Origin of the sequence: Parabacteroides sp. AF18-52, from assembly GCF_003479145.1 — a bacterium.
GTDB classification, from domain to species: domain Bacteria; phylum Bacteroidota; class Bacteroidia; order Bacteroidales; family Tannerellaceae; genus Parabacteroides; species Parabacteroides faecis.
Genome location: NZ_QUGR01000008.1, coordinates 288,869 through 311,395 on the forward strand (window position 1 = coordinate 288,869; position 22,527 = coordinate 311,395).

Below are 22,527 nucleotides of genomic sequence, written 5' to 3' on the forward strand. Positions count from 1 at the left end.
GTTTTTATTTTTCATCTTCTTCCAGAGGTACAAACTCGTAAGCTCCGATATCCGGGCCGTTGTTCGTTAACCGGTTGACGCCGTTCCGGTCAATCGGATATTTTTGTGAAATGAATAAGTCTGCTTTACCGACACCCGGAGATGTATCCTTACCGGGGCGGAAGTCATACATGAATTTGTTCGTTTTTCCGCCGGTCATTCTGTATTCCATTTTACTGTCGTCTTTTCCTTTAATAAAAATGACATCGGTAAAATTTTCACTATCGTTCTGGTCCATCATAACCACGCAATGGTTGAAATGATATTTCAGATTGTTATTTCTTAATAAAGTAGTCTTGGTTCCTGATGAAATTTCAATTTCTTTACCGGCTCCCAGACTACCATCGATGATACAATTATCGAAATTGGCCTGCAATAGATCATACGGACCTATTTTATTATCGACAGCATTGTCTATTAATCGCAAAGTAAAACTCGGTTCTCCTTCCTGAACAGTGGAATGCCTGCTTTTGGCAGATATATAGTTAGCCAGCGTGCAGTGAGTAAAATTATATTTGCCGCCATTTAATAGCACGACGTCTACTGTGGCATTCGTAAACTCGCAGTTCGTAGCTTCTATATTACTGTTGATAGCTGTCAAAACATTTCCGTCCATATTGGTGACCTGCGAATTATTGATCTTTAATTTGGACTTTTCGGGATCTGAGGCTTCACACGTAATGCCGTTGTTTCCGTTTCGTACTATTACATTATTAAATACATTGTCAAAACTTTCTTTTTTGAAAATGATGCCTCCCCATTGTCCTGGTGTGCGGTCATATGGAAGTTGGTCGTCCAGAATGAAATCAAGACGGTCGCCACGGAAGATGATCGGTTTCTCTGTTGTGCCGTTGGCGATAACTGTGCCGTCGACTATGATTTTGGCCTTGTCGTGCATATAAAAGATTGTTCCTTCTTCTATATTTACGGTTACGCCTTTATCGATCATCAAACTATCGTATATCAGATACGGGCGTTCTGCTGTCAGTTGGGTATCTTCACTCAATGTCTGGCCACCTTTGATCAGTTTAACATCCTGTCCGCATGCTTCCAATAGCACTGTTTGCGTCACACTATTGTAATTGAATCGTATGGAATCCTGAATTAATAACGGTTGATCTTTGCCGGTAGGGTTGACAGTTACTTCTACAAATATATACATACTGTCCTTGGCAGCAATCCTAACATTGTCAAAATTGTCTCCTTTGCGTCCGTCCACGTTGATACGGAATCCGCTGCTAGCAGGTGAGGCTTGTATTATTCTTTCTATATTCAGTGGTTCGTTGTTTCTGTTGTAAACCATGAATTGTTTTGTAACGGAACCGATCGTTGTAAAGACTGTATCAAAAGATAAGGTATCTGTCGAAAAACTCAACCGGTGATTCGGATTGGTCGAATAATTTTCGTCCAGCCCGTCGCATCCAGCCAACAGGTTGAGTAAAAGAGTACATATGATCAGCAACGGCGCTGTAATTTTTTTCATTTTTCCTAAATGTTAAAATGTATGCCTTTGTGTTCTTGTTTCTTTATAAACAAACGATTTATAAAGAATGTTTTCAGGCCTTAACATAAAAAAAGAGGAAAAACACGATTAAAGTGTTAATCCTCTTTCTATAACGTAGAATATTAAAATTTATTTTGCCGGTACGCTTTTTAATAATTCCAAAAGATGTGCCCACCACAAACCGACGGTTTTAATTTCGATCCGTTCGTTCGGTGAGTGAACGTCTCTTAATGTCGGTCCGAAAGAAATCATATCCAGATTAGGATATTTTTCGAGGAATAAACCACATTCCAGTCCGGCATGGATAGCCATGATTTTGGCATCCTTATTAAATAAACGTTTATAAGTATCTTGTGCTACTTTCAGGATTTTAGAATCCGGATTCGGAGCCCATCCCGGATAACCGTCGCCATGAGTAACGACAGCGCCGGCCAGTTTGAATACGGAAGCCACCTGGTTGGCGATCATATTCTTACATGACTCGATGGAACTGCGTTGGCTGGTTCCTACTGTGATGATGAACATTTCTGATTCCGCATCCTGTTTGATTTTTACGGAAGCCAGGTTGGTGGAAGTCTCTACCAGGCCTTCGATGTCATGACTCATACCGATCACGCCATGAGGACAGGCTTGTAATGCCCAGATAACCTTTTCCATATCGAAATTGCTTATGCAGAATTCCGGACGGTCAGTCGATTCCATGGTGATCTGCACGTTCGGATCGACATGTTTCAGTTCATTTTCTATATCGGCAGTATAGTTGTTGAGCAGGACGCGAACCTGTTCTTTATCTTCCGGATACAGACCGATCACTGCGTGTGCTTCGCGCGCAATGGCATTGCGTAAATTTCCTCCTTCGATAGAACATAGGGTGAAATCCGCTTCATTGTTCAGTAAATATAAGAAGCGAACCAATACCTTATTGGCGTTACCCAATCCTTTATGAATTTCACCTCCGGAATGTCCGCCGTTCAATCCTTTAATATTGATTTTGAAATATAACATATTAGGATTGGTTGCACGTTGTTCGCAATGGAACACAGCCTGTGTGTCTTTTCCTCCGGCACAACCCATGAAAATTTCCCCTTCGTCTTCGCTATCCAGGTTCAGCAGGATATCGCCGGTCATGAATCCTTTTTCAAGTGCTTTTGCTCCGGTCAGACCTGTTTCTTCGTCAACAGTGAACAGGCATTCTATCGGTCCGTGCTCGATATCGTCGGAAGCCAGGATGGCGAGTTCGGCAGCTACACCGATGCCGTTGTCGGCACCCAGTGTCGTTCCGTTGGCACGCAGCCAGTCACCGTCGACGATTGTTTCGATCGGATCGTTGTCGAAGTCGTGGACTGTTCCGTTGTTTTTTTCACAAACCATATCCATATGAGACTGCAGGATAACGACCGGCAGGTTTTCATATCCGGGCGTTGCCGGTTTCGACATCAGGATATTTCCGGCTGTATCTTTTTTCAGGACGATTTTATACTCTTTAGCGAACGATTCCAGATACTGGATCATTTTGCCTTCCTTCTTTGAAGGGCGGGGCACTTGTGTTACCTGATGGAAGAACTTCCAAACGATTTCAGGCTTTAAGTCAGTAATCTTCATAATGTTACAATATATTACAGATGTTACTCTATAGTTAATAATGTGATCGTTTTCTGAGTTATGTATGAAAAAAAGTAGAATTAAATACCAAAAAGATACTTTATAATCACTTAAACTCTTATATTTGCGTCCACAAATATAGAGAAAATGCTTACAACGATATTGCTTACGGTCATAATTCTTGTTATTTGTGTTGTGTTACTTGCTATAAAAGTGATATTCAAGAAAGGGGGAAGGTTCCCGAATACGCATGTGGGAGGTAACAGAGCACTAGGTAAAAAAGGTATACATTGTGCCAAGACGCAAGACCGGGAACAGGCCAGGCAAAGGAATCTATATGATAGAGTAAAAGAAACAGAAGAATAAAATAAGGATTTAATTTACACTTTATGAAGAACATTAACTACGTAATTAATGGTGTGCTCGCGGTGGCTGTCGTGATATTGTTCATAATGCAATTTTCCGACAAGAAAGAATCGACAGTAACAAAAACATTTGCATCCGGAGATGGTGATACTACCAGTCTGCTCCCTATCGCTTATGTGAATGTCGATTCGCTTTTGCTTAATTATAATTATTTCAAGGATCTGAACGAACAGCTCCTGAAAAAAGAAGAAAATTCACGTGCAAATGTAACGCAGCAGGCACGTACCTTACAAACCGAAGTGCAGGAGTTCTATCGTAAAATGGAAAATAATGCCTTCCTTACTCGTGAAAGAGCACAACAGGAACAGGAACGTTTGATGAAAAAAGAACAGGAACTGAAAGATCTGGATGCTAAATTATCACAGGATTTATTGTTGGAACGTCAGAAATTGAACGAACAGCTTCGTGATACTGTTGTTTCAAAATTGAAAGTATATAATAAGGATAAAGGATATCAGGTAATTTTCAGCAATACGGCAGAAGATAATATTTTATTGGCCGGCGATGCTTACGATATCACAAACGAATTGATCGACTTATTGAATAAGAGCTATTCCAGCGGAAAGTAAGTAAGAGATTAAAATAATATATAGAAAAAGCTGTTGCATATTGTAACGGCTTTTTTTATGTATTTACGTGTTATTTCTGCTAAGGTAAAGAAAATGTTCCACACATGTGGGGGGGTTCCCCCACTGGGGTGGGGCTTTATCCCCACTGCAGTGGGTAAAAGTCCCCACATGAAAAAATGTTGTGGGGAAAAATTGGAGATTTATTTCTTTTTTCCGGATACGAATGACGAGTAAAGTAACAGGACGGCGGCAATCGTCAGGCAGATCACCCATTCTTTCATATCCTTGAACATTAGCCCGGAGGCGCAGATCATCAGAACGGAAGCGATTATGTTGAAGCGGTGCAGACGACGTTCGCGAAACTCCATTTCTTTAGTGGGCAATGTCAGGAAACAGATCGCCATGCCGGCGGCACCTACAGCGAAGAGATAGGGTGCCAGAAACCACTTGGTGAGGAATAAAACGGCACCTGCCAGTATCAGTAAACCGGCAATATTGAAAATGATTGTTCTTGCTTTTTGATTCATTATTTCTTTTTGATGATATAGACGTCTTCGTTCGGCTTCTTCATGAAATATTCTTCACGGGCGAACCGTTCCAGACCTTCCTTGTCAGTGTGAAGATCGTTCAGTTTCTTACTGTTTATCTCAATTTCTTTCTGATAATGTTTGATCTCTCTTTCCAGACTGCGGATCTTTTCGTCATACGTATACCGCTTATACAAATTGCTGTCGCCCACCGTGAAAGTGAGGATCAGAAATCCGATGATAACCAGCCAATAGGCATTTATCCTGGATAGATACTTGTTGTAAAAGTCTTTTATGCGTGACATGGAACTTCGTTTTCGCAAAGATAAATGAATTATTTTGTATATCTTTGTGTTGTTAATAAAAAAGCAAAGAATGGACAATTATATTGTATCGGCAAGAAAATACCGCCCCTCTACTTTTCGTAGTGTCGTAGGGCAAAAGTCTCTTACCACTACACTAAAAAATGCAATACAAAGTAACAAGCTCGCTCATGCCTATCTTTTTTGCGGACCGCGTGGTGTCGGGAAAACTTCATGTGCACGTATCTTTGCTAAGACGATCAACTGCCTGAATCCGACAACCGACGGAGAAGCCTGCAACGAATGTGAATCGTGTCAGGCGTTTAATGAGCAACGCTCTTATAACATCCACGAACTGGATGCCGCGTCCAATAACTCTGTGGACGATATCCGTTCGCTGATCGATCAGGTGCGTATTCCGCCCGCTATCGGGAAATATAAGGTTTTTATTATCGATGAGGTACATATGTTAAGTTCGGCGGCTTTCAACGCTTTTTTGAAGACGTTGGAAGAACCGCCTCATCATGCCTTGTTTATTCTGGCTACTACCGAAAAACATAAAGTGTTGCCAACCATCTTGTCGCGTTGCCAGATTTATGATTTTTCCCGTATTTCAATAACGGATATGGTGGAGCATCTCGAATATGTCTCTTCACAGGAAAATGTAACGGCGGAACCGGAAGCATTGAATGTGATTGCCCAGAAAGCTGACGGAGGTATGCGTGATGCTTTGTCTATCTTTGACCAGGTGGTCAGTTTTACCAACGGAAATATTACTTATCAGGCTGTTATCGACAACCTGAACGTGCTTGACTATGAATATTATTTCCGTCTTACCGATGCTATTCTGGCAGGAAATGTCCGTTCATCTATTCTTATACTGAATGAAATATTAAGCAAAGGTTTCGACGGGCAGAATATTATAACCGGTCTGGCGGCTCATTTTCGCGATCTGCTGGTCTGCAAGGATGAAGCGACACTGATATTATTTGAGGTCGGTGCCTCTATCCGCGAACGATATAAGGAGATGGCAAAACGTTGTCCGGATCAATTGCTTTTTAAAGCGATCGAACTGGCAAACTCCTGCGATCTGAATTATCGTGCCAGCCGCAATAAACGTTTGTTGCTAGAACTGACACTTATCCAGCTTTGCCAGTTAAGTTCTGCCGGGCAAGTTGTCGATGATAAAAAAAAAGGAGTAATTGAACCGATCGCTTCCGGTGCTCCCGGACAATCTGTTTCTCAAGGGGCGCAGCCAGTCTCTCAGGGACAGCCGATGCGTCAGCAGGTTCAGCCCGGGCAAATGGCTAATCACATGCCTCAGCAAACTGCCGGAATGAATGGCGGTAATGGGCAGGTGATAACGACGAACATGCCTTCATCGGCAACTATTATTCCGCAAGGACCTTCGGCTTCTTCTCCTAAAAAAACGTCACGTCCGCCTCATTTGAGTACTTCCCTGAAAGAAATCGGTGTTGAAAAACCAAAAAATCAGATGACGCAGCAAGAGAGCCGGACCGTACAGGAAATGGTAAACCCTTTTTCGCAAGAAGATCTGGTTCATTATTGGGATGCTTATGCTGCTAGCGGGATGATCGATAAGAAGGTGTACCTGAAAAATACCATGATCAATTGCAAGCCCGTTTTGCAGGAGAATTATTTCTTTGAAGTGGGTGTTCATAATCCGGGCCAGCAGGATGAGTTGAGCAATGGCTGTGTGGATCTATTGAACTACCTACGTATCCAGTTGAAGAATACACGTATACAGATGCGTGTACGGATTGTGGAAACCAATGAGAAGCATCTGGCTTATACTTCTACTGAAAAGTTTGAACATCTGTTAAGCGTGAATCCGGTTCTAGCCAAGTTGAAGGATGAGTTTAACCTGACGCTGGATTGATTTTGGGTGATACAAAACAAAATTAGTCTTCCCGGCGTTTTATCTATATAGTGAATCTTAGTTGAGTTGTAATAAAGAATAATTGTATGGATACAAATCTTATGAAATCAGAACAAGATATTGTGCTTAAATCGATAATGAGTCGTAAAAGTGTTCGCCAATATACTGACCTGCCGGTCAGCCGGGAACAACTCGAAATATTGGTGAAGGCTGCCGTGTCTGCACCGTCGGCGGTCAATAAACAACCCTGGGCATTTGTCGTGATCGACGATCGGGTTACGCTTGACATACTTGCGGCTCTATTACCTTATGCGAAAATGGCTGCTAAGGTATCTGCTGCAATTGTTGTATGCGGTGATTTGAGTAAAGCTTATAATGGTTTGGAGGATGAATACTGGATTCAGGATTGTTCTGCTGCAACGGAAAATTTACTGATAGCGGCTGAGGCAATGGGCTTAGGTGCTGTTTGGACTGCTGTTTATCCGGAGGAAGATCGCGTTGAGATTGTCCGTAAGCAATTGGCTCTACCTGAATTGATCGTTCCGTTGAACCTGATTCCGATAGGCTATCCTTTACACGACGACACTCCGAAAAATAAGTATAAACCGGAGATTCTCCATTTCAATCGTTGGTAAATACAAGCTCCTGTTTTCTGTTTAGACGAATATTATCGTGTTTTTGATTAGGCTTTATTCCCTGAATATATGTATTTTAGCGGATAAATAAAACGTTGATTTGTATGGGCATGAAGAATTATATCCTGTTACTGATGGCTTCCGTACTTTGTACGGGATGTGCGACAATGGATCCGACATCGAGGACGATCGTTGGTTCTCAAGTCGGGATGCTGGCTGGGACGGTTACCGGTGCGGTGATCGGTCATGCAGCCGGAGGATATCGCGGGGAAGCGATCGGGTCGTTTGTGGGCTCGGTTGGAGGTACGGTTTTGGGTGCTACTGCGGCTGCTTCTCAAAATCAGCGTAATAGCAGAAGCACGACAAGTGCCAGGGAGTATCAACTACCTTATGTCGTTATAGAAGATATTTATTTGGAAGACAGGAACAATAACCAGATCGTAGATGCGGGAGAAACTTGTCGTATTTCGTTTATCCTGTCTAATGAAGGCAGACAGACGGCTTATAATGTCGAACCGGTTATTAAGATAGAGCAGGGCAGTAAATATGTGAAACTGTCCAAACCTGTTATGATCCGCCAGTTACAACCGAATAAGCGGGTGAGCTATACGATCACATTGCATGCTTCTCCAAAATTGAAAACCGGTGAGATAGTCCTTTCAGTACGACTGAAATCTGCGGATGGTTATCTGACGGATAAAGAAACCTTTACGCTGCCTACCGGAAGATATTAAATTCTTTATTTATAAAATTAAAGAAGGCGTTAATCCTAATTCGTACAGGCAAGCTTGTACTTCCTGTGGATTTCCCGTGTGTTTACCCACATCATCCGATAACTTGACGCATTCCCGCCATTTCTGGTTGACATTCATTTTGCATTGGGATAATTTCATTACTATATTGGACGGTTTGAAACCAGTATCGTTCGTAAGATTCGTTCCGATGCCAAAAGCACATCTGATCTTTCCATGACAATAGTCGAGAATCTCAAGCGCTTTCCCGAAGTCGAGTGCATTACTGAATACGATCGTCTTGGTGGTTGCATCGATGCCGAATTCTTTATAACGAGCTGTCAGTTTGTCGATAAACTCAAATTCATTTCCTGAATCACATCGGACGCCATCGAATAATTTTGCCTGTTTGCGGCTGAGGTTGGATAGGAAAATATCGGAAGTATATGTATCGGACAACGCGATTCCCAGGTCACCGTCATACACATTGACCCAATTTTCAAGCGCCATGTAATTGGCATGTTTATAACCGAATTGTGCTCCATGAAACATGAACCATTCGTGCGGATGCGTTCCCATCATCTTCATCCCGAATTTCATGGCGAAATAACAGTTGGATGTACCGGTACAATATCGGGCATTTTTGCTGAGATAACCGATCACTGCCTCTTGTACATCGAATGAAAATCTTCTGCGCGTACCGAATTCCGAGAAAGGTAATTGCCGTTCATTGGAGAGTCCTGTTTTTTCGGAGAGCTTACAAAAGATAAGCTCAGGGTCTGCTATATTTCCTGAAAAACTATTTTTTATTTCGGAGATGATTGCAAGTAGAGGAACTTCATACAACGTCACTTTATAAAGATAGTCTACGACTTCGACATGCAGGTGATGTGCCTCGTCCAGATAGACTTCGATCTTTCCGGGATCGAAACGGAAGGAGGAAAGCCATTCCCAATAAACACGGGGCAAGAACCGGCAGCTGCGTGTCATATACTCCAGTTCTTCATACGTGAGTATTAACCGGCTTAGGTTATCGATCTCCGCTTTGAGCTTTTCCAGAAACTCTTCCGTATATTCTGTTTCGTCCCTGTCTTTGAAACTGAAACGTCCCATCGCATAAGGAAATAGTTTGATATAAGCATACGAGGTCGTAAACTTATAGAGGTCTGTATCTAATATCGTCCTGACAATCATCCTTCAATCTTTTCTTATTATAACGCGATAAAGTTAGTATTTGTTGGCAAAGAAACCGTCGGATATTGATAAATGGGTATATTTGTGATCATGAAAAATGAAATACCACGATATACGTTCTATAAAAATAAATACGGTAGTGAGCTATTGATAGATGTAGTCCAGCTAAAAGATATCAAAAAGTTTCTGAAAACCGGAACTATTCATACGCTGACCTACCATGATATTACGTTTATTACCGAGGGGAAAGGTGATTTCTCTATCGACAATCTGCTGTACGAAGCTTGCCCCGGCGATGTGTTTTTTTCTAAACCCGGCGAAATACGTAACTGGGACAAAGATCATATTATGAATGGTTATGCATTGATTTTTGAAAATGAGTTTTTGTCTTCTTTCTTTAAAGATGATTTGTTTGTCCAGCATCTTTCGTATTTCAATCCAGGAAAAACAGCAGCCAGGCTTCATCCGGAAGAATCTCTTTTCAAGCGTTTGCTGCAGTTGGTAAGCAATATAAAAGAAGAGATCGGTTTGTATGGTCGTCATGGAGATCACTTATTGAGGGCGCAATTATACGAAATACTTATGCTGCTCGACAGGATCTATATTGAAAAAGGTACGAAGGAAAGCATTCCTAAAGAAAGCAGTAACCTTCATATCAGCCGATTCATTCATTATGTCGGGCAGTCTTTTAAAGAACATCGTTCTGTCAGATATTATGCCGATAGGTTATGTATCACTCCGAATTATCTGAATGAGATCGTTACGATTTCCCTGCAGGTAAGTGCCAAACAGTATATCCATCGCAAAGTAATGGAAGAGGCAAAAAGAATGCTCACCTATACAGATATACCTGTATCCGGGATTGCCATTTCACTTAATTATGATACGGTTTCCTATTTTGTCCGTTCTTTCCGTGAACATACCGGTCAAACACCTTTGGTATATCGTAAAACGCATAAACCGTAAAAAGTGACATTTCTTCCATTTTTTGTGTTGTATCCCGAAAGTCTCATTACCATACCTTTGCCATATCAAGAACAAATAATAATTTAATTATGAGAGATTCAGAGAAGACGATAGGAAACCTCGTCGATAAACAAAAAGTGGCATTCCTCGGTTCGGTCGACCGGGAAGGATTTCCAAATATCAAAGCGATGTTGCAGCCCCGTAATCGGGAAGGAATCCGGATATTTTACTTTTCAACCAATACTTCCTCTATGCGTGTGGCACAGTTCCGGGAAAATAATCGTGCCAGTATTTACTTTTGTGACAGACGTTTTTTCAGAGGAGTTATGTTGAAAGGTACGGTTGAAGTGTTGACAGATTCGGCAAGCAAGGAAATGATTTGGGAACCCGGTGACACGATGTATTATAAAGAAGGTGTCACCGATCCTGATTATTGTGTCTTGAAGTTCACCACCTTTTCAGGAAGATATTATAGTGGGTTCAAGTCGGAAGATTTTAGTGTTGGGGAAATATAGATAAAACACAGGGTTTACCCCAATACGTCACTGTTAATTTATGCATTGCCCGTGTTATTGCCACATAGAGCATGCTTTTGTCAATTTCCGAGCAGTAATTTTTATTACTAGCCTGGGGGACGATCACTTCGTCGAACTCCAGGCCCTTTGCCATATGGGAGGAAGTGATGATAATGCCTTTTACGAAAGCAGAACTTTGACTGGACAGGAAGTAAATATTATCTGTATGTTTCAGAAGCTTATCGGCTATTTCTCTGGCTTGTGTTTCTGTTTTGCAGATGATTCCGAGTGATTTGTATTTGGATTTCCTGAATAGGGAGATCAATTCGGTAATGCCGTCGATCTCTTTTTCAGAATTCTGAAACCGGAGTATTCGGGGGTGTTCCCCATGACGAACAACAGGTTCCAGGTCGGTATTCGGTCGGATGTTTTGTGTAAAAGCTGTTATTTCAAAGGTGGAACGATAACTTTTACAAAGTTTCATAATTTCTCCTGTCGCAAATACTTTTCGAATCATTTCGGCTGTCGATGATCCGTAGGGATTGACTGATTGGCATGTATCACCAAGGATTGTTTTCCGGCAGGAGTAAAGTTTTTGGATTATTTTATATTGTATGGGGGGATAATCCTGCATCTCATCTATCAGCAGATGTTTAACTGGAGAATGGGGAGGATACCCTTCCAATGCCAGATGAAGATAGGCAAGCGGGGCAAGGTCTGTATATTCCAGTGTATGGTTTTTGCGTGTCTTGAACATCTTTGGTTTTCCGGCCCATTTAAAGAAGTCTTTATATACTTGCAGATCGTTGTTTCCGGCAAACATCTTTTTTATTTCTTTTTTCAACAGGGTTTTCTCTGCAGTAGTTACACTGAAGTTATATTGAATGGCCATCATTTCCATAATATATTCCGTCATCGTCTCAAAACGTTGGCGCATCGGGTAACGGTTGAATCGTCTGAACTGTTCTTTTATGAATTCAGCCGGGATGGTGATGTACCTGTTTAGCTTTACATCTGTAGCATGAAGATAAGTGTTTTCTATGTGAAGGATGAACTTGTCCAGTTGTAGAACGAAGTCCGGTGAAGACTTGTATTGTATCCGTTCAATAAAATCCGGAGTCGGTCTTTCCAGCAGTTCCGATACTTGTTCGAAGAAGTTTTGGTATTTGTATTTGTTGTAAAGTATGCTGGAAAGGATTTGTTCCATGCTGGTTTCCGGTACGGTCTCTTCGCCAAGTTCGGGAAGAACATTGGAGATATAGTCGGCAAAAACCTTGTTGGGGGAAATAATAAGAATATCTTTTGATGAAATATTTCCTTTTAATGCATAGAGTAAATAAGCAATACGGTGCAATGCGATGGAAGTTTTACCCGAACCTGCTACTCCTTGTATGATAAGTATGCTGGCATCTTCATTTCGGATGATCCGGTTTTGTTCACGTTGGATGGTGGTGACGATGTTTTTCATTTTGTCGTCTGCGTTGGCACTAAGTTCTTTCTGCAGTATATCATCGTGAACGGTCAAAGAACTTTCAATCATGAACTCCATCCGCCCTTTACGGATATGGTATTGACGTTTGAGTGACATATTGCCGTAAACTTCACCGGACGGGGAGATGTAAGATGCTTCTCCTAATTCATGGTCGTAAAACATACTTGAGACCGGAGCCCTCCAGTCGTATATCAGGTTGGTACGGCTTAGAGGATCGTAAAAGGTATGTATTCCTATGTAAATGGGTGTGTTTAGCTTTCCTTCTTTCTTTTCGCAAAAATCTATCCGGCCGAAATAAGGGATGTCCAGTATCTTACTCAATCGTTTACGTTTATCGATCACGTTCTCGCCCAGGGCAAAATGATTCAGGATACTTTCTCTCATGGAGCGGATTTCGTGAGGGTCGATATCTTTATTCGACCATAGATAGTCTTTATGTTCCTGTAGGGTGTCAACATGTTCTTTAACCGACTTATCCGTGTTGTTGATCGTATCGTTAATGATCTCCAGTATCTGTTGTAGATATTGTTTTTCCTGTTCTTCTGTTTTGTTGAATATCATAACTGTCTCATTTTATATTAAAAAAGATTCGAAAGGGTGGGCAAAGTTAGTCTGGGATCTCCGGGTATGAAATAGTTATTTATAGCTATATATCAAGGCTTTTTTTTACTTTTACATGCTGATTTAAAAAAAATGAAAGATGAATATTCTCGATATAGCGCGACTGAACCAACAAAAAGCCTGGAAAATTGTAGAAAACAGTGGTATTATCCAGGCATGGGAGAGCATAGGAGCAGAAGTTAATCTGATTGGGTCCTTGCGTACCGGTTTATTGATGAAACACCGGGATATTGATTTTCATATTTATTCTTCTTCATTGAGTTTGTCCGGTAGTTTTCAGGCGATGGCCAAGTTGGCAGAAAATCCGTTTATCAGGAAAATAGAATGTGTAAACCTGCTTCATACTATTGAGGAATGTGTAGAGTGGCATGCCTGGTATCAGGAACCCGATGATGAACTTTGGCAGATCGATATGATCCACATTCGGAAAGGTTCCCATTATGACGGTTATTTTGAAAAAGTAGCTGAGCGGATCGGGTTACTTCTGACTGATGAAACTAGATTGGCTATTTTGCAATTGAAAGATGAAACGCCTGAGACTGAAAAGATAATAAGTGTGGAGTATTATCAAGCTGTTATTCGGGATGGGATTAGGAATTATGCAGATTTTCAAGAATGGAGAAAACAGCATCCGGTAACAGGGGTTGTAGAATGGATGCCGTAAAATATCCGTTTATTTTGAGGCAGCAGTAGATTTGTTCTAACTAAGCAAGCCGGATTCTATTCCCGCTTTTATCGCTTCTATAGAATTTTGTACTCCTAATTTGCGTAAAAGATTCTGCCGATGGATATTGACGGTATGGATACTGATACAAAGCCGATGGGCTATCTCTTTACTCAAAAAACCTTGTTGTATAAGGTATAATATTTCTATTTCCCGTGAAGTAAGGTCTGTGTGCGGACGGATTAACAGGGAAGGGGAGAATATTTCTCCGTTTTTGAGATTGATAACGGTACAATCTACCTGTCCGGATTCTTTCTGGTTGGGAGATATATCCATATTCCCCAGTATGAGCCATGCTTTTCCGCTGGAGCTTTGTTCCAGAACCTGTTGTTTGCTGCTGACACGTATATATTGTTGCCGGGTGTCGCGGATACGAAAGCTGTATATATTGCAATAATCATTTCGTTTTTCGACGGGAAGGCTATAGATGAATTGTCCCAGCCTAACTTGGAGGTCTGCCAGTTGTTGGCGGTCATCGGGATGAATACGTGATTCCAGATAATCTCCTTGTTTCTCCAGAGTGGCTATTTTATGGCGGTCGTATCCTAATAAATCAGCAAAATTGGAAGAGGCAAAGGTGTATTTACATTTATATACATCGACAACAAATGTGCAAGTGTGACTGACCTTTGACATTTGATGAAGCATAGACCTGTCACGTTCCCAGATAGAATAGTCGATCTCCATCGCAGATAAGTTTTGCTGTGCCCACAATTCTTCGCGGGTAATATCAGTAGATTTCATAGGATATGATTATAAATCCAATAAATTAACAGAACCGGATAGTTTATATTACAGTTGTTTATTTAGCTTTGCAAACATAACTAATTTATTTGATATGGAGCGAGTGTATGATCATAAGCGCAAGTAGGCGGACGGACATTCCGGCCTTTTATTCGGAATGGTTTTTTAATAGGATTAAAGAAAAATATGTATTAGTCCCTAATCCGTATAATCCCCAAATGGTCAGTAGGATAGATTTAAGTCCGACTGTTATTGATTGTATTGTCTTTTGGACAAAAAATCCGGATCCTTTGATAGATCGGTTAGATGGATTGAAGGATTATAAATATTATTTTCAGTTTACCCTGAATCCTTATGGGGAAGATATTGAAAACCATATACCTGCCGTACAGAAACGGATTGAAATTTTTAAGCGGCTTTCAGATAAGATAGGAAAAGAGAAAGTCATCTGGCGATATGATCCTCTATTGACTAATAAAAAATATGATATTTCTTTTCATAAAGAAGCATTTGCAGAGATTGCTTATGCCCTCAAAGATCATACGAATAGATGTATGCTCGGATTTATCGATCATTATCAACATATTCGTAATGAAGTCGGTAAATTGGATATTCATCCTTTAAAGAAAGAAGAGATAGAGGAAATGGCTGTATTCTTTAAGCAGACTATGGATCAGTTTTCTACCATAGAGTTCAATACCTGTACAAATAAAGTAGATCTTACTCATCTGGGAATACCTGGTGGAATGTGTGTCGATAAAAAGCTGATAGAGAATATTTGTGGTTATCCTATTTCTGCCCGGAAAGATAAAAACCAGCGAAGTGTATGTAATTGTATAGAGAGTATCGACATCGGTACTTACGAAAGCTGTCTTAACGGTTGCATTTATTGTTATGCCATTAAAGGAAACTATAATACTGCCGAATTTAACAGCAGGAAACATGATAAGAATTCCCCTATGCTGATTGGTGATGTAAGGGAGGGAGATATTGTGAAAGATAGAGAGATGAAAAGTCTTATCAATGGTCAGCTTTCTTTGTTTTAGTTTACATTTAAAAATACATATCTTCTAATTAGAATAGTAAGCCCTTTAATAACCCCGTATAAAAAGAAAATCGCTGTAGCCTTGTTAGATTAGCTATAGCGATTTTCTTTTTATGATTTGTAGAATGAACTATTTTTCAAAAGGAACAACCTACCTGAATAAAAAAAGTCTTCATATCCTCATTAAATTTCTTTTTATCGAAAGTTTTTATAGCAGATGGGTATTTTAAGACTTCGAGGAATTCCAAAAGGAATTTGGCTATTATATCATATCCTTCTTCCTTATTTGAAGGGTAGTAAATTGAATAATCCAATTTTAATTCGCAAGAAAAACGATGTTTTGGATGAATATCTTCCGGCCTTGGAAGGCCTCTTGCTTTTAAGATTTTATCTTCATAATATCTAGGACGTTTTGGCTTGAAGAACTCATCAAAACCGGGACTGACACAAATCAATCCGATAAAGTATTCTTTAACATTGTTAGAATATGATTTGTCATAGAAAAACTCTTGCATTTTTATGTTAAGTTCATCTACATCAATATACTTTGTTGTTTTATTAAATTCAACAGAAAAAATAGGATTGTTGATATTTATTTCCATATTCGTGATAATATAGTCCTTTTGATAATTGGTGCAAATATGGTTTAAATAGACCACTGAAAATACAGAAGAGTTAACACAAAAAAGCAGTTACAATTGAATGTAACTGCTTTATTTCCAGTGGTACCACCAGGAATCGAACCGGGGACACAAGGATTTTCAGTCCTTTGCTCTACCAACTGAGCTATGGTACCATTGTTTTGTTTAACGGGTGCAAAGATACGGACTTTTTTTTAATATGCAAGAGTTTGTGAAGAAAAATACCAAAAATTATTCATTAAGTGAATTCCATCCCTGAGCTTTCAGTTCAACTTCTCCACCGTCACGGCCTACCAGATAGTTGCCCAGTTCGGGACGAGTAATATGGCCTATGACTTTAACTCCTTTCATTTCAGAAACTTTGTCATGGTCGGTAAGAGGAACGGTGAACAAAAGTTCATAATCCTCACCACCATTCAAAGCTGCAGTCACTAAATTCATGTTGAACTGCTCTGCCATAGTAGCTGTTTGATAATCTATAGGAATACGGTCTTCGTATATACGGCAACCTACATTACTTTCTTTTGAAATATGGAGTAATTCAGACGAAAGTCCGTCGGAAACGTCCATCATGGAAGTTGGAACGATATCGGCTTTGTCGAGTGATTCGATAATATCTTTACGGGCTTCCGGTTTTAACTGACGTTCCAATAAGTATTCTTTACCAGTGAAATCAGGAGTAAATTCTTTTTCTCCTTTAAACACTCTCTTTTCTCTTTCAAGAAGTTGTAAACCCATATATGCAGCTCCCAGATCGCCGGATACGCAGACCAGGTCAGTGTCTTTGGCTCCGCTGCGAGTGACGATTTTATCTTTCTCGCCTTCACCAATACAGGTAATACTGATACACAGGCCTGTCAATGAAGCAGAAGTGTCTCCCCCGACAATGTCAACTCCATAAATATCACATGCCAGTTGAAGTCCTGAATAAAATTCATCTAGGTCTTCTACCGAGAAACGTTTGGATATACCGAGTGAAACAGTCATTTGTTTCGGTTTTCCGTTCATTGCATAAATATCGGAAAAGTTGACAACAGCCGATTTATATCCCAGATGTTTTAAGGGAACATAAGTCAGGTCGAAATGAATCCCTTCAAGCAGGAGGTCGGTTGTTACCAATACTTGTTTTTCTTTGTAATCGAGTACTGCGGCATCATCACCTACGCCTTTTACCGTACTTTCGTTTTTTAACTCTATTTTCTCTGTAAGGTGGCGGATTAAACCAAACTCGCCTAATGTTCCTATTTCTGTTCTTTTGTTCATCTTTTATTTATCGTAACAATTTATCTTTATGGAATGTTGATATATGTTTTTTGATTTCATCATCGAATTTTTTGTCCAGACAGAATTCTATCGTGATCGGCAGATAATACATACATGTTTTCCATTCTTCAGGAATATATGGATTGTCTATTAACCGCGCAGCATCTTTTTCTGTAGCCAGGATATATCGGCCGGTTGAACTCATTTTGTCGAATACATTTTTCATACGGCGGATGTCGGATTTTTCGAAAGTATGATGATCGGAAAAGATCAGTGGGGTTACTTTTTCCGATAGCTTCCTGGCTTCTCTGATAAATCCGTCAGGAGATGCAATACCCGATAGAATCAATAGTTCGTCTTCTTTACGGATATCACTCCGGGAAAGAGATTTTGCATGGCTGTCGAATACCGGTTTAATATCAGCGTATGCTATATGAGTGAAATGAATCGACTGGTGTGCCAACAGTTTCATGTTCTCTTCTATAATACGGTATTCAATGGGCTTCATATCTTCTTCGCATTTTGTGACAATCACCATATCTGCACGGCGTATTCCGCTGACCGGTTCACGTAGCCTGCCTGTCGGCAACAGTTTGTCGTTGTAGAACAAACGGTGATAGTCGGTCAGTACGATCGCAAAGGAAGGGGCGACATAACGATGCTGAAAGGCATCGTCAAGTAGGATCACTTCCGGTCGTAATTCTTTGGGAAGCGCCAGCAACTTATCGATACCTCCACGACGGTCGGCATCTACTGCTACGAGAATATCTGAAAATTTGTGTTTCATCTGATATGGCTCGTCTCCGATCTCAAGACTGGTGCTTTGCTCGTTTGCTAAAATGAATCCCGTAGTTTTTCGCTTATATCCCCGGCTGAGTACAGCTATCCTGTAGTCTTCTTTCAATAGACGGATAATGTATTCGGTATGAGGGGTTTTTCCTGTTCCTCCCACTGCTAGGTTTCCTATACAGATAACAGGTATCGGGTATGATTCCGATTTTAAGCATTTCCAATCGAAAAGCTGGTTACGGAATCTTACTCCCAGTCCGTATAAGAAGGAGAGGGGAGAAAGCAGAGGATGTATTTTTATGTCGTTTTCTGTCGGCATCTCGGATTATAAAGGTTTAACATCGTAAGGAAGTCTTGCCTGGATTCCTGTTGTCGATTTTATATTATTCAGAGTTTTGAAATACTCATATTCATTACCCAGCACATTTTTTACGATGGATACTTTTACTTCTCCCAGCTGTTTCTCGATAAATTCTTTCCAGAAATCTTTTGAGCCGGAAACGTAGGTTAGACTGTAATCGCTGAGGTCGGCTAATGTAGCGGCTGTTTCGATCGCTTTGTCAATACCTCCCAAATCATCGACTAATCCGCGCTCTTTGGCCTGCTCGCCTGTCCAGACGCGTCCTTGTCCGATTTCGTTGATTGCTTCTTTGCTCATATCACGACCGTTGGCACAACGGGTAAGGAATGTATCGTATCCTCTTTCAACGAACGACTGGATCAGCACTTTCTCATCTTCTCGCATCGGACGACTCATATCTCCCAGGTCGGCATAAGTATTGGTTTTTACAATGTCCGTTGTAAGAGATAATTTATTGAATAAACCGGTTACATTCGGGAAGATACCGAAGATACCGATCGATCCGGTTAGCGTATTAGGTTCAGCTATTATTTTGCTGGCAGCACATGAAATATAATATCCTCCGGATGCGGCAACGTCACCCATGGAAACAACGATCGGTTTTACCTTTTTTAGTTCTACCACCTGGTGCCAGATTTGTTCGGATACAAAAGCACTACCACCCGGAGAGTTAACACGGAAAACAACCGCTTTGACGTTCTCATCATTTTTTAGTTTGATCAGTTCGTTGGCTACCTTTTCTGTGATAGCTTGTTCTGTATCGTAAGGCGAAGAAGGCAGTTCAGGTTGGATTTCTCCTTCTGCATATAAAATTGCAATACGGTTAGGTTTTTCGCGATCGATCGTTTTAATACTTTTGATTTTGGATATATCTGCCGTTTGCAGGCGTTTGTCGCTTTGGCCTGCCAGTTCTTTAACAAACTCTTCTGTTTCGGTACGATATTTTAATTCGTCTACTAATCCGCATTCTACTGTCTTTTCTGCAGCAGCGAATGCATAACCCAGGTTCGCGAAATTATTAATATCGGTTACCGGGATATTTCTGGCTTCGGCAATACCGTTTGTTACATTTTCCCAGATACTGCCCATGTATGACTGGATCTGTTCGCGATTGGCATCACTCAGTTTGTCAAGCATAAAAGGCTCTACGGCTCCTTTATAAGTGCCGACTTTGAAGATCATCATATCTACACCTACTTTTTTGAGCAGTTCTTTGTAAAACATTGTTTGTGATGCCATTCCGACCAATCCCAAAGTGCCTTGGGGATTCAGGAATACTTTATCGGCAACAGAGCAAAGGTAATAACAACCCTGTGTGTAATTGTCGGAATAAGCGACAATGAACTTACCGCTATCTTTAAAATCGATTAAAGCTCTGCGAATGGCTTCAAGGCTGGCTGAACCTGTGCTCAACGATTTTGCTTCTATATATATACCTTTGATATTTTTGTTCTCTTTAGCTGTTTGGATTGTAGATAATATATCTTTTAAAGAAAGAGTTTTATCTGTCTCACCCATCAGCATAGCGATAGGGTTTTCCTGGATATTATCAGATAAGTTGCCGTCAAGCGTTAATTTATAAACGGTATTACTTTTGGGAGTATACTCAGGTGTACTGCTCATACTGGTGGCGATACCAATCAGAGTAAATACAAATACAATGGAAATCAGGCCAACAGCAACGAAAACTCCTAAGGCTGAGGCAAACATCATTTTAAAAAATTGTTTCATATCTGTGTCGCGTAATTTTTATCAGACAGCAAATATAGTTAACTTATTGATACTAATTGTTCTTTGTGCTCGTTTATTTGGTCTGATAATAATATCTTTTATAAAGGATAGTTCCTGACGCTCCTGTAATGTAAATGGAACAAATGAATTTTTAATAATGAAACTCCAAATTCTTGAATACAGGGATTTGGAGTTTTTATTTTGATATTCCTGTAAAAGATACCTGATTAATGACTTGTACTGAAAAAAGTTTACACAATCACAAAAAGAAAATGTGTAAACCAAAGGTCAGTTATCAAAAATATACGGACGAGTTTCGTATAGCAGTCGTCAAAGAGTATTTGGCAGGTGGAATCAGTAAACACGCACTGAGTAAAAAATATTCTATCCCTCAGCAGTGTACTGTAAGCAATTGGATTCGTAAATTTGTGGGCGAAGAAAATGAAGAAGTACCCATGAAGAAAAACGAATCCCCAAGAACGGAAAGTGAAGAAATAAACCGCCTCAAACGGGAACTAAAAGAGTCGAAACTGGCTCTTTATCAGGAAAGAATGCGTGCAGATGCCTATGACACGATGATTGATGTGGCAGAAGAAATGTTCAAGATTCCGATCAGAAAAAAAGCTGGCACCAAACAGTCTTATTATCAGCATCATGAGATTGATTTTGAGCGGCTTGTATTCAAAGGTTTTATATTGGAGTATGTCCATGATATCCGTCTAAAAGCTTCGCGTATATGTTGCCAGAAATTATTTGAGATGTGCAAGAGTTATTTTGGGGAGAAGTTTACAATGGGACGTGATGCCTTTTATAACCTGTTGAGAGAAAGCGGTCTGATGCTTCGGATAAAAAGACGTAAAGCACGGACAACTTATTCGGATCCATACGCTCCTTTCTATCCAAATCAGATAAAAGGTCTGATTCCTACTGCAGCGAACCAGATTTGGGTAAGTGATATTACCTATGTCTGGACATCGAAGGGCTTTTGCTATTTATTTCTTATAACAGACCTTTATTCCCACAGGATTATGGGCTGAGTACTTTCTTCATCTATGAAGTGTAAAAATGCAGAAGAAGCTCTGAATCAGGCAGTAGAAACTGCCGGTTATCCACTGACTGGTTTGATCCACCATTCAGACAGAGGTATTCAATACACTTGCTTTGCTTATATGGAATTATTGGCAAAAAATGGTATGCAAGCCAGCCGTACAGAACACGGGGATCCACTGGAGAATGCTGTAGCTGAACGGGTTAATGGCATCCTTAAACAAGAATGGCTTTCTTTATATTCCTTTGAAAATGAGGATGAGATACGAAAGGTATTAATTCCGGCTATCGAGTTTTATAATAAGGAAAGGCCCCATGCCAGTAATAACTGGCTAACGCCTGAGCAGGCATACAAACAAGACAAGGAGTTGAAAAAAAATGTGGAAAAATTATCCTTATACGAAAACTCATATCTCTGTTTATCAATAGAGATTAACGCTCGTCGGGAGTGTTGCTCCACTCCCTTGCCGCTTAGGCGATCCCAGAGCAATGACTTTTGGATGGGTGATTTTTATTCACTAACTTTGTTTATCTTTCCAACCGACAGAGCTTTCTGTAAAGTTGTTGTAGGAATAAACACAAAAGGTGTAAACTGAAGTTAGGATTTTAGTTTTGTTATGTAAATTGTTTTTAGTAATAAATGTTTTATCTGTAAACTACTTTCAGTAAAGGTCATGCTACAGTATAAAGTATTCGTTTGATATATATCAAACGCAAAGAACACATATATGCTTCATTCGTTTGATGATTGAGTTTCATTCATTCGATATATATTGAACGAATGAGTGAATGGGTTGTCGTGTCCTGAAATAAGTTGACAAACTATCAAAGTAAACGTATGTCAGAATCGAAAGATGTGGATTGTATCGGTTAGCGAGGAATATTTTTTCAGGCTTTTTCGTTCGTACATTATATAACAGTTTCTCCGGTGGAAAAATAATTGAAAAATAAAGAATGAAATATTTGGAGTGTATGTTGTAAAGCACTACTTTTGCACCCGCATTCGAGAGAGAACGGCACATGAGAAATGATGAAAGAGGTAACCTGTGGAAAGGGGATGAGGTTAGAAGTTCTAAGCAAGATTCCAACCGTCGCAGCGACTCAAAAAAAACTTTGAATTTTTCTTCTGAAAAATTTGGCAGTTAAAATAAAGTCCTTA

21 protein-coding genes and 1 tRNA gene are annotated in these 22,527 nt (G+C 40.2%); 10 read left to right on the forward strand and 12 right to left on the reverse strand.

Annotated features, from left to right (window positions below; translation table 11 throughout):
- Positions 1-4: 4 nt before the first annotated feature.
- Complete coding sequence (locus DWX23_RS15215; RefSeq protein ID WP_122375092.1) at positions 5-1,522, reverse strand: hypothetical protein; 1,518 nt, start codon at positions 1,520-1,522, stop codon at positions 5-7.
- A 150-nt stretch (positions 1,523-1,672) separates the two neighbouring features.
- On the reverse strand, positions 1,673-3,145 hold the full coding sequence (locus DWX23_RS15220) for an aminoacyl-histidine dipeptidase (protein WP_122375093.1): 1,473 nt from the start codon (positions 3,143-3,145) through the stop codon (positions 1,673-1,675).
- A 389-nt stretch (positions 3,146-3,534) separates the two neighbouring features.
- Here DWX23_RS15220 and DWX23_RS15230 point away from each other — a divergent pair, with 389 nt between their 5' ends.
- Positions 3,535-4,140, forward strand: a complete 606-nt coding sequence (locus DWX23_RS15230; RefSeq protein ID WP_122353732.1) for an OmpH family outer membrane protein — start codon at positions 3,535-3,537, stop codon at positions 4,138-4,140.
- A gap of 200 nt (positions 4,141-4,340) precedes the next feature.
- Here the strand turns inward: DWX23_RS15230 and DWX23_RS15235 are convergent, their stop codons facing one another.
- A complete protein-coding gene (locus tag DWX23_RS15235) occupies positions 4,341-4,667 on the reverse strand; it encodes a hypothetical protein (RefSeq protein WP_122375094.1) in 327 nt (108 codons plus the stop codon).
- Positions 4,667-4,972 carry a septum formation initiator family protein gene (locus DWX23_RS15240; protein WP_122353730.1) on the reverse strand — a complete coding sequence of 102 codons (306 nt, stop codon included), beginning with the start codon at positions 4,970-4,972 and terminating at the stop codon, positions 4,667-4,669. Before DWX23_RS15240 ends, DWX23_RS15235 begins: the two co-directional genes overlap by 1 nt.
- A 70-nt stretch (positions 4,973-5,042) precedes the next feature.
- Between DWX23_RS15240 and DWX23_RS15245 the strand changes: the two genes are divergently transcribed.
- From DWX23_RS15245 to DWX23_RS15255, 3 genes are all read left to right on the forward strand, one after another.
- The gene (locus DWX23_RS15245; RefSeq protein ID WP_122375095.1) at positions 5,043-6,869 is read left to right on the forward strand and encodes a DNA polymerase III subunit gamma/tau; all 1,827 of its coding nucleotides are present in this window, start codon (positions 5,043-5,045) and stop codon (positions 6,867-6,869) included.
- An 86-nt stretch (positions 6,870-6,955) separates the two neighbouring features.
- Positions 6,956-7,504, forward strand: coding sequence for a nitroreductase family protein (locus DWX23_RS15250; protein ID WP_122375096.1), 549 nt, complete (start codon positions 6,956-6,958; stop codon positions 7,502-7,504).
- Between the two features lie 104 nt (positions 7,505-7,608).
- Positions 7,609-8,238, forward strand: coding sequence for a glycine zipper family protein (locus DWX23_RS15255; RefSeq protein ID WP_122353727.1), 630 nt, complete (start codon positions 7,609-7,611; stop codon positions 8,236-8,238).
- A gap of 9 nt (positions 8,239-8,247) precedes the next feature.
- On the opposite strand, the gene pncB is transcribed toward DWX23_RS15255, so the two are convergent.
- A complete protein-coding gene (gene pncB / locus DWX23_RS15260; protein WP_122375097.1) occupies positions 8,248-9,429 on the reverse strand; it encodes a nicotinate phosphoribosyltransferase in 1,182 nt (393 codons plus the stop codon).
- Positions 9,430-9,519: 90 nt separating this feature from the next.
- Between pncB and DWX23_RS15265 the strand changes: the two genes are divergently transcribed.
- Together DWX23_RS15265 and DWX23_RS15270 are read left to right on the forward strand one after the other, a co-directional pair.
- The gene (locus DWX23_RS15265) at positions 9,520-10,395 is read left to right on the forward strand and encodes an AraC family transcriptional regulator (protein WP_122375120.1); all 876 of its coding nucleotides are present in this window, start codon (positions 9,520-9,522) and stop codon (positions 10,393-10,395) included.
- Between the two features lie 89 nt (positions 10,396-10,484).
- Positions 10,485-10,910, forward strand: coding sequence for a pyridoxamine 5'-phosphate oxidase family protein (locus DWX23_RS15270; protein ID WP_122375098.1), 426 nt, complete (start codon positions 10,485-10,487; stop codon positions 10,908-10,910).
- Here DWX23_RS15270 and DWX23_RS15275 read toward each other — a convergent pair.
- The gene (locus DWX23_RS15275; protein ID WP_122375099.1) at positions 10,891-12,963 is read right to left on the reverse strand and encodes a 3'-5' exonuclease; all 2,073 of its coding nucleotides are present in this window, start codon (positions 12,961-12,963) and stop codon (positions 10,891-10,893) included. The genes DWX23_RS15270 and DWX23_RS15275 overlap by 20 nt on opposite strands.
- 139 nt (positions 12,964-13,102) lie before the next feature.
- Between DWX23_RS15275 and DWX23_RS15280 the strand changes: the two genes are divergently transcribed.
- Positions 13,103-13,687, forward strand: a complete 585-nt coding sequence (locus DWX23_RS15280) for a phosphoglycerate mutase family protein (protein WP_122375100.1) — start codon at positions 13,103-13,105, stop codon at positions 13,685-13,687.
- A gap of 36 nt (positions 13,688-13,723) precedes the next feature.
- On the opposite strand, the gene DWX23_RS15285 is transcribed toward DWX23_RS15280, so the two are convergent.
- The gene (locus DWX23_RS15285) at positions 13,724-14,491 is read right to left on the reverse strand and encodes a LuxR C-terminal-related transcriptional regulator (protein WP_122375101.1); all 768 of its coding nucleotides are present in this window, start codon (positions 14,489-14,491) and stop codon (positions 13,724-13,726) included.
- 107 nt (positions 14,492-14,598) lie between these two features.
- Here DWX23_RS15285 and DWX23_RS15290 point away from each other — a divergent pair, with 107 nt between their 5' ends.
- Complete coding sequence (locus tag DWX23_RS15290; RefSeq protein ID WP_122375102.1) at positions 14,599-15,537, forward strand: DUF1848 domain-containing protein; 939 nt, start codon at positions 14,599-14,601, stop codon at positions 15,535-15,537.
- Positions 15,538-15,673: 136 nt separating this feature from the next.
- Here DWX23_RS15290 and DWX23_RS15295 read toward each other — a convergent pair whose 3' ends face one another.
- From DWX23_RS15295 to sppA, 5 genes are all read right to left on the reverse strand, one after another.
- Positions 15,674-16,138 carry a hypothetical protein gene (locus DWX23_RS15295; protein ID WP_122375103.1) on the reverse strand — a complete coding sequence of 155 codons (465 nt, stop codon included), beginning with the start codon at positions 16,136-16,138 and terminating at the stop codon, positions 15,674-15,676.
- Positions 16,139-16,259: 121 nt separating this feature from the next.
- Positions 16,260-16,332, reverse strand: a tRNA-Phe gene (locus DWX23_RS15300).
- Positions 16,333-16,408: 76 nt separating this feature from the next.
- On the reverse strand, positions 16,409-17,440 hold the full coding sequence (gene thiL, locus DWX23_RS15305) for a thiamine-phosphate kinase (protein WP_122375104.1): 1,032 nt from the start codon (positions 17,438-17,440) through the stop codon (positions 16,409-16,411).
- A gap of 7 nt (positions 17,441-17,447) precedes the next feature.
- A complete protein-coding gene (gene lpxK / locus DWX23_RS15310) occupies positions 17,448-18,548 on the reverse strand; it encodes a tetraacyldisaccharide 4'-kinase (protein ID WP_122375105.1) in 1,101 nt (366 codons plus the stop codon).
- A 6-nt stretch (positions 18,549-18,554) separates the two neighbouring features.
- Positions 18,555-20,321, reverse strand: a complete 1,767-nt coding sequence (gene sppA, locus DWX23_RS15315; protein ID WP_199673296.1) for a signal peptide peptidase SppA — start codon at positions 20,319-20,321, stop codon at positions 18,555-18,557.
- A 272-nt stretch (positions 20,322-20,593) separates the two neighbouring features.
- On the opposite strand from sppA, the gene DWX23_RS15320 reads away from it, so the two are divergent.
- Together DWX23_RS15320 and DWX23_RS15325 are read left to right on the forward strand one after the other, a co-directional pair.
- A complete protein-coding gene (locus tag DWX23_RS15320; protein WP_158607083.1) occupies positions 20,594-21,358 on the forward strand; it encodes a transposase in 765 nt (254 codons plus the stop codon).
- Positions 21,359-21,373: 15 nt separating this feature from the next.
- Positions 21,374-21,964, forward strand: a complete 591-nt coding sequence (locus DWX23_RS15325) for an integrase core domain-containing protein (RefSeq protein WP_122375108.1) — start codon at positions 21,374-21,376, stop codon at positions 21,962-21,964.
- Positions 21,965-22,527: the final 563 nt, after the last annotated feature.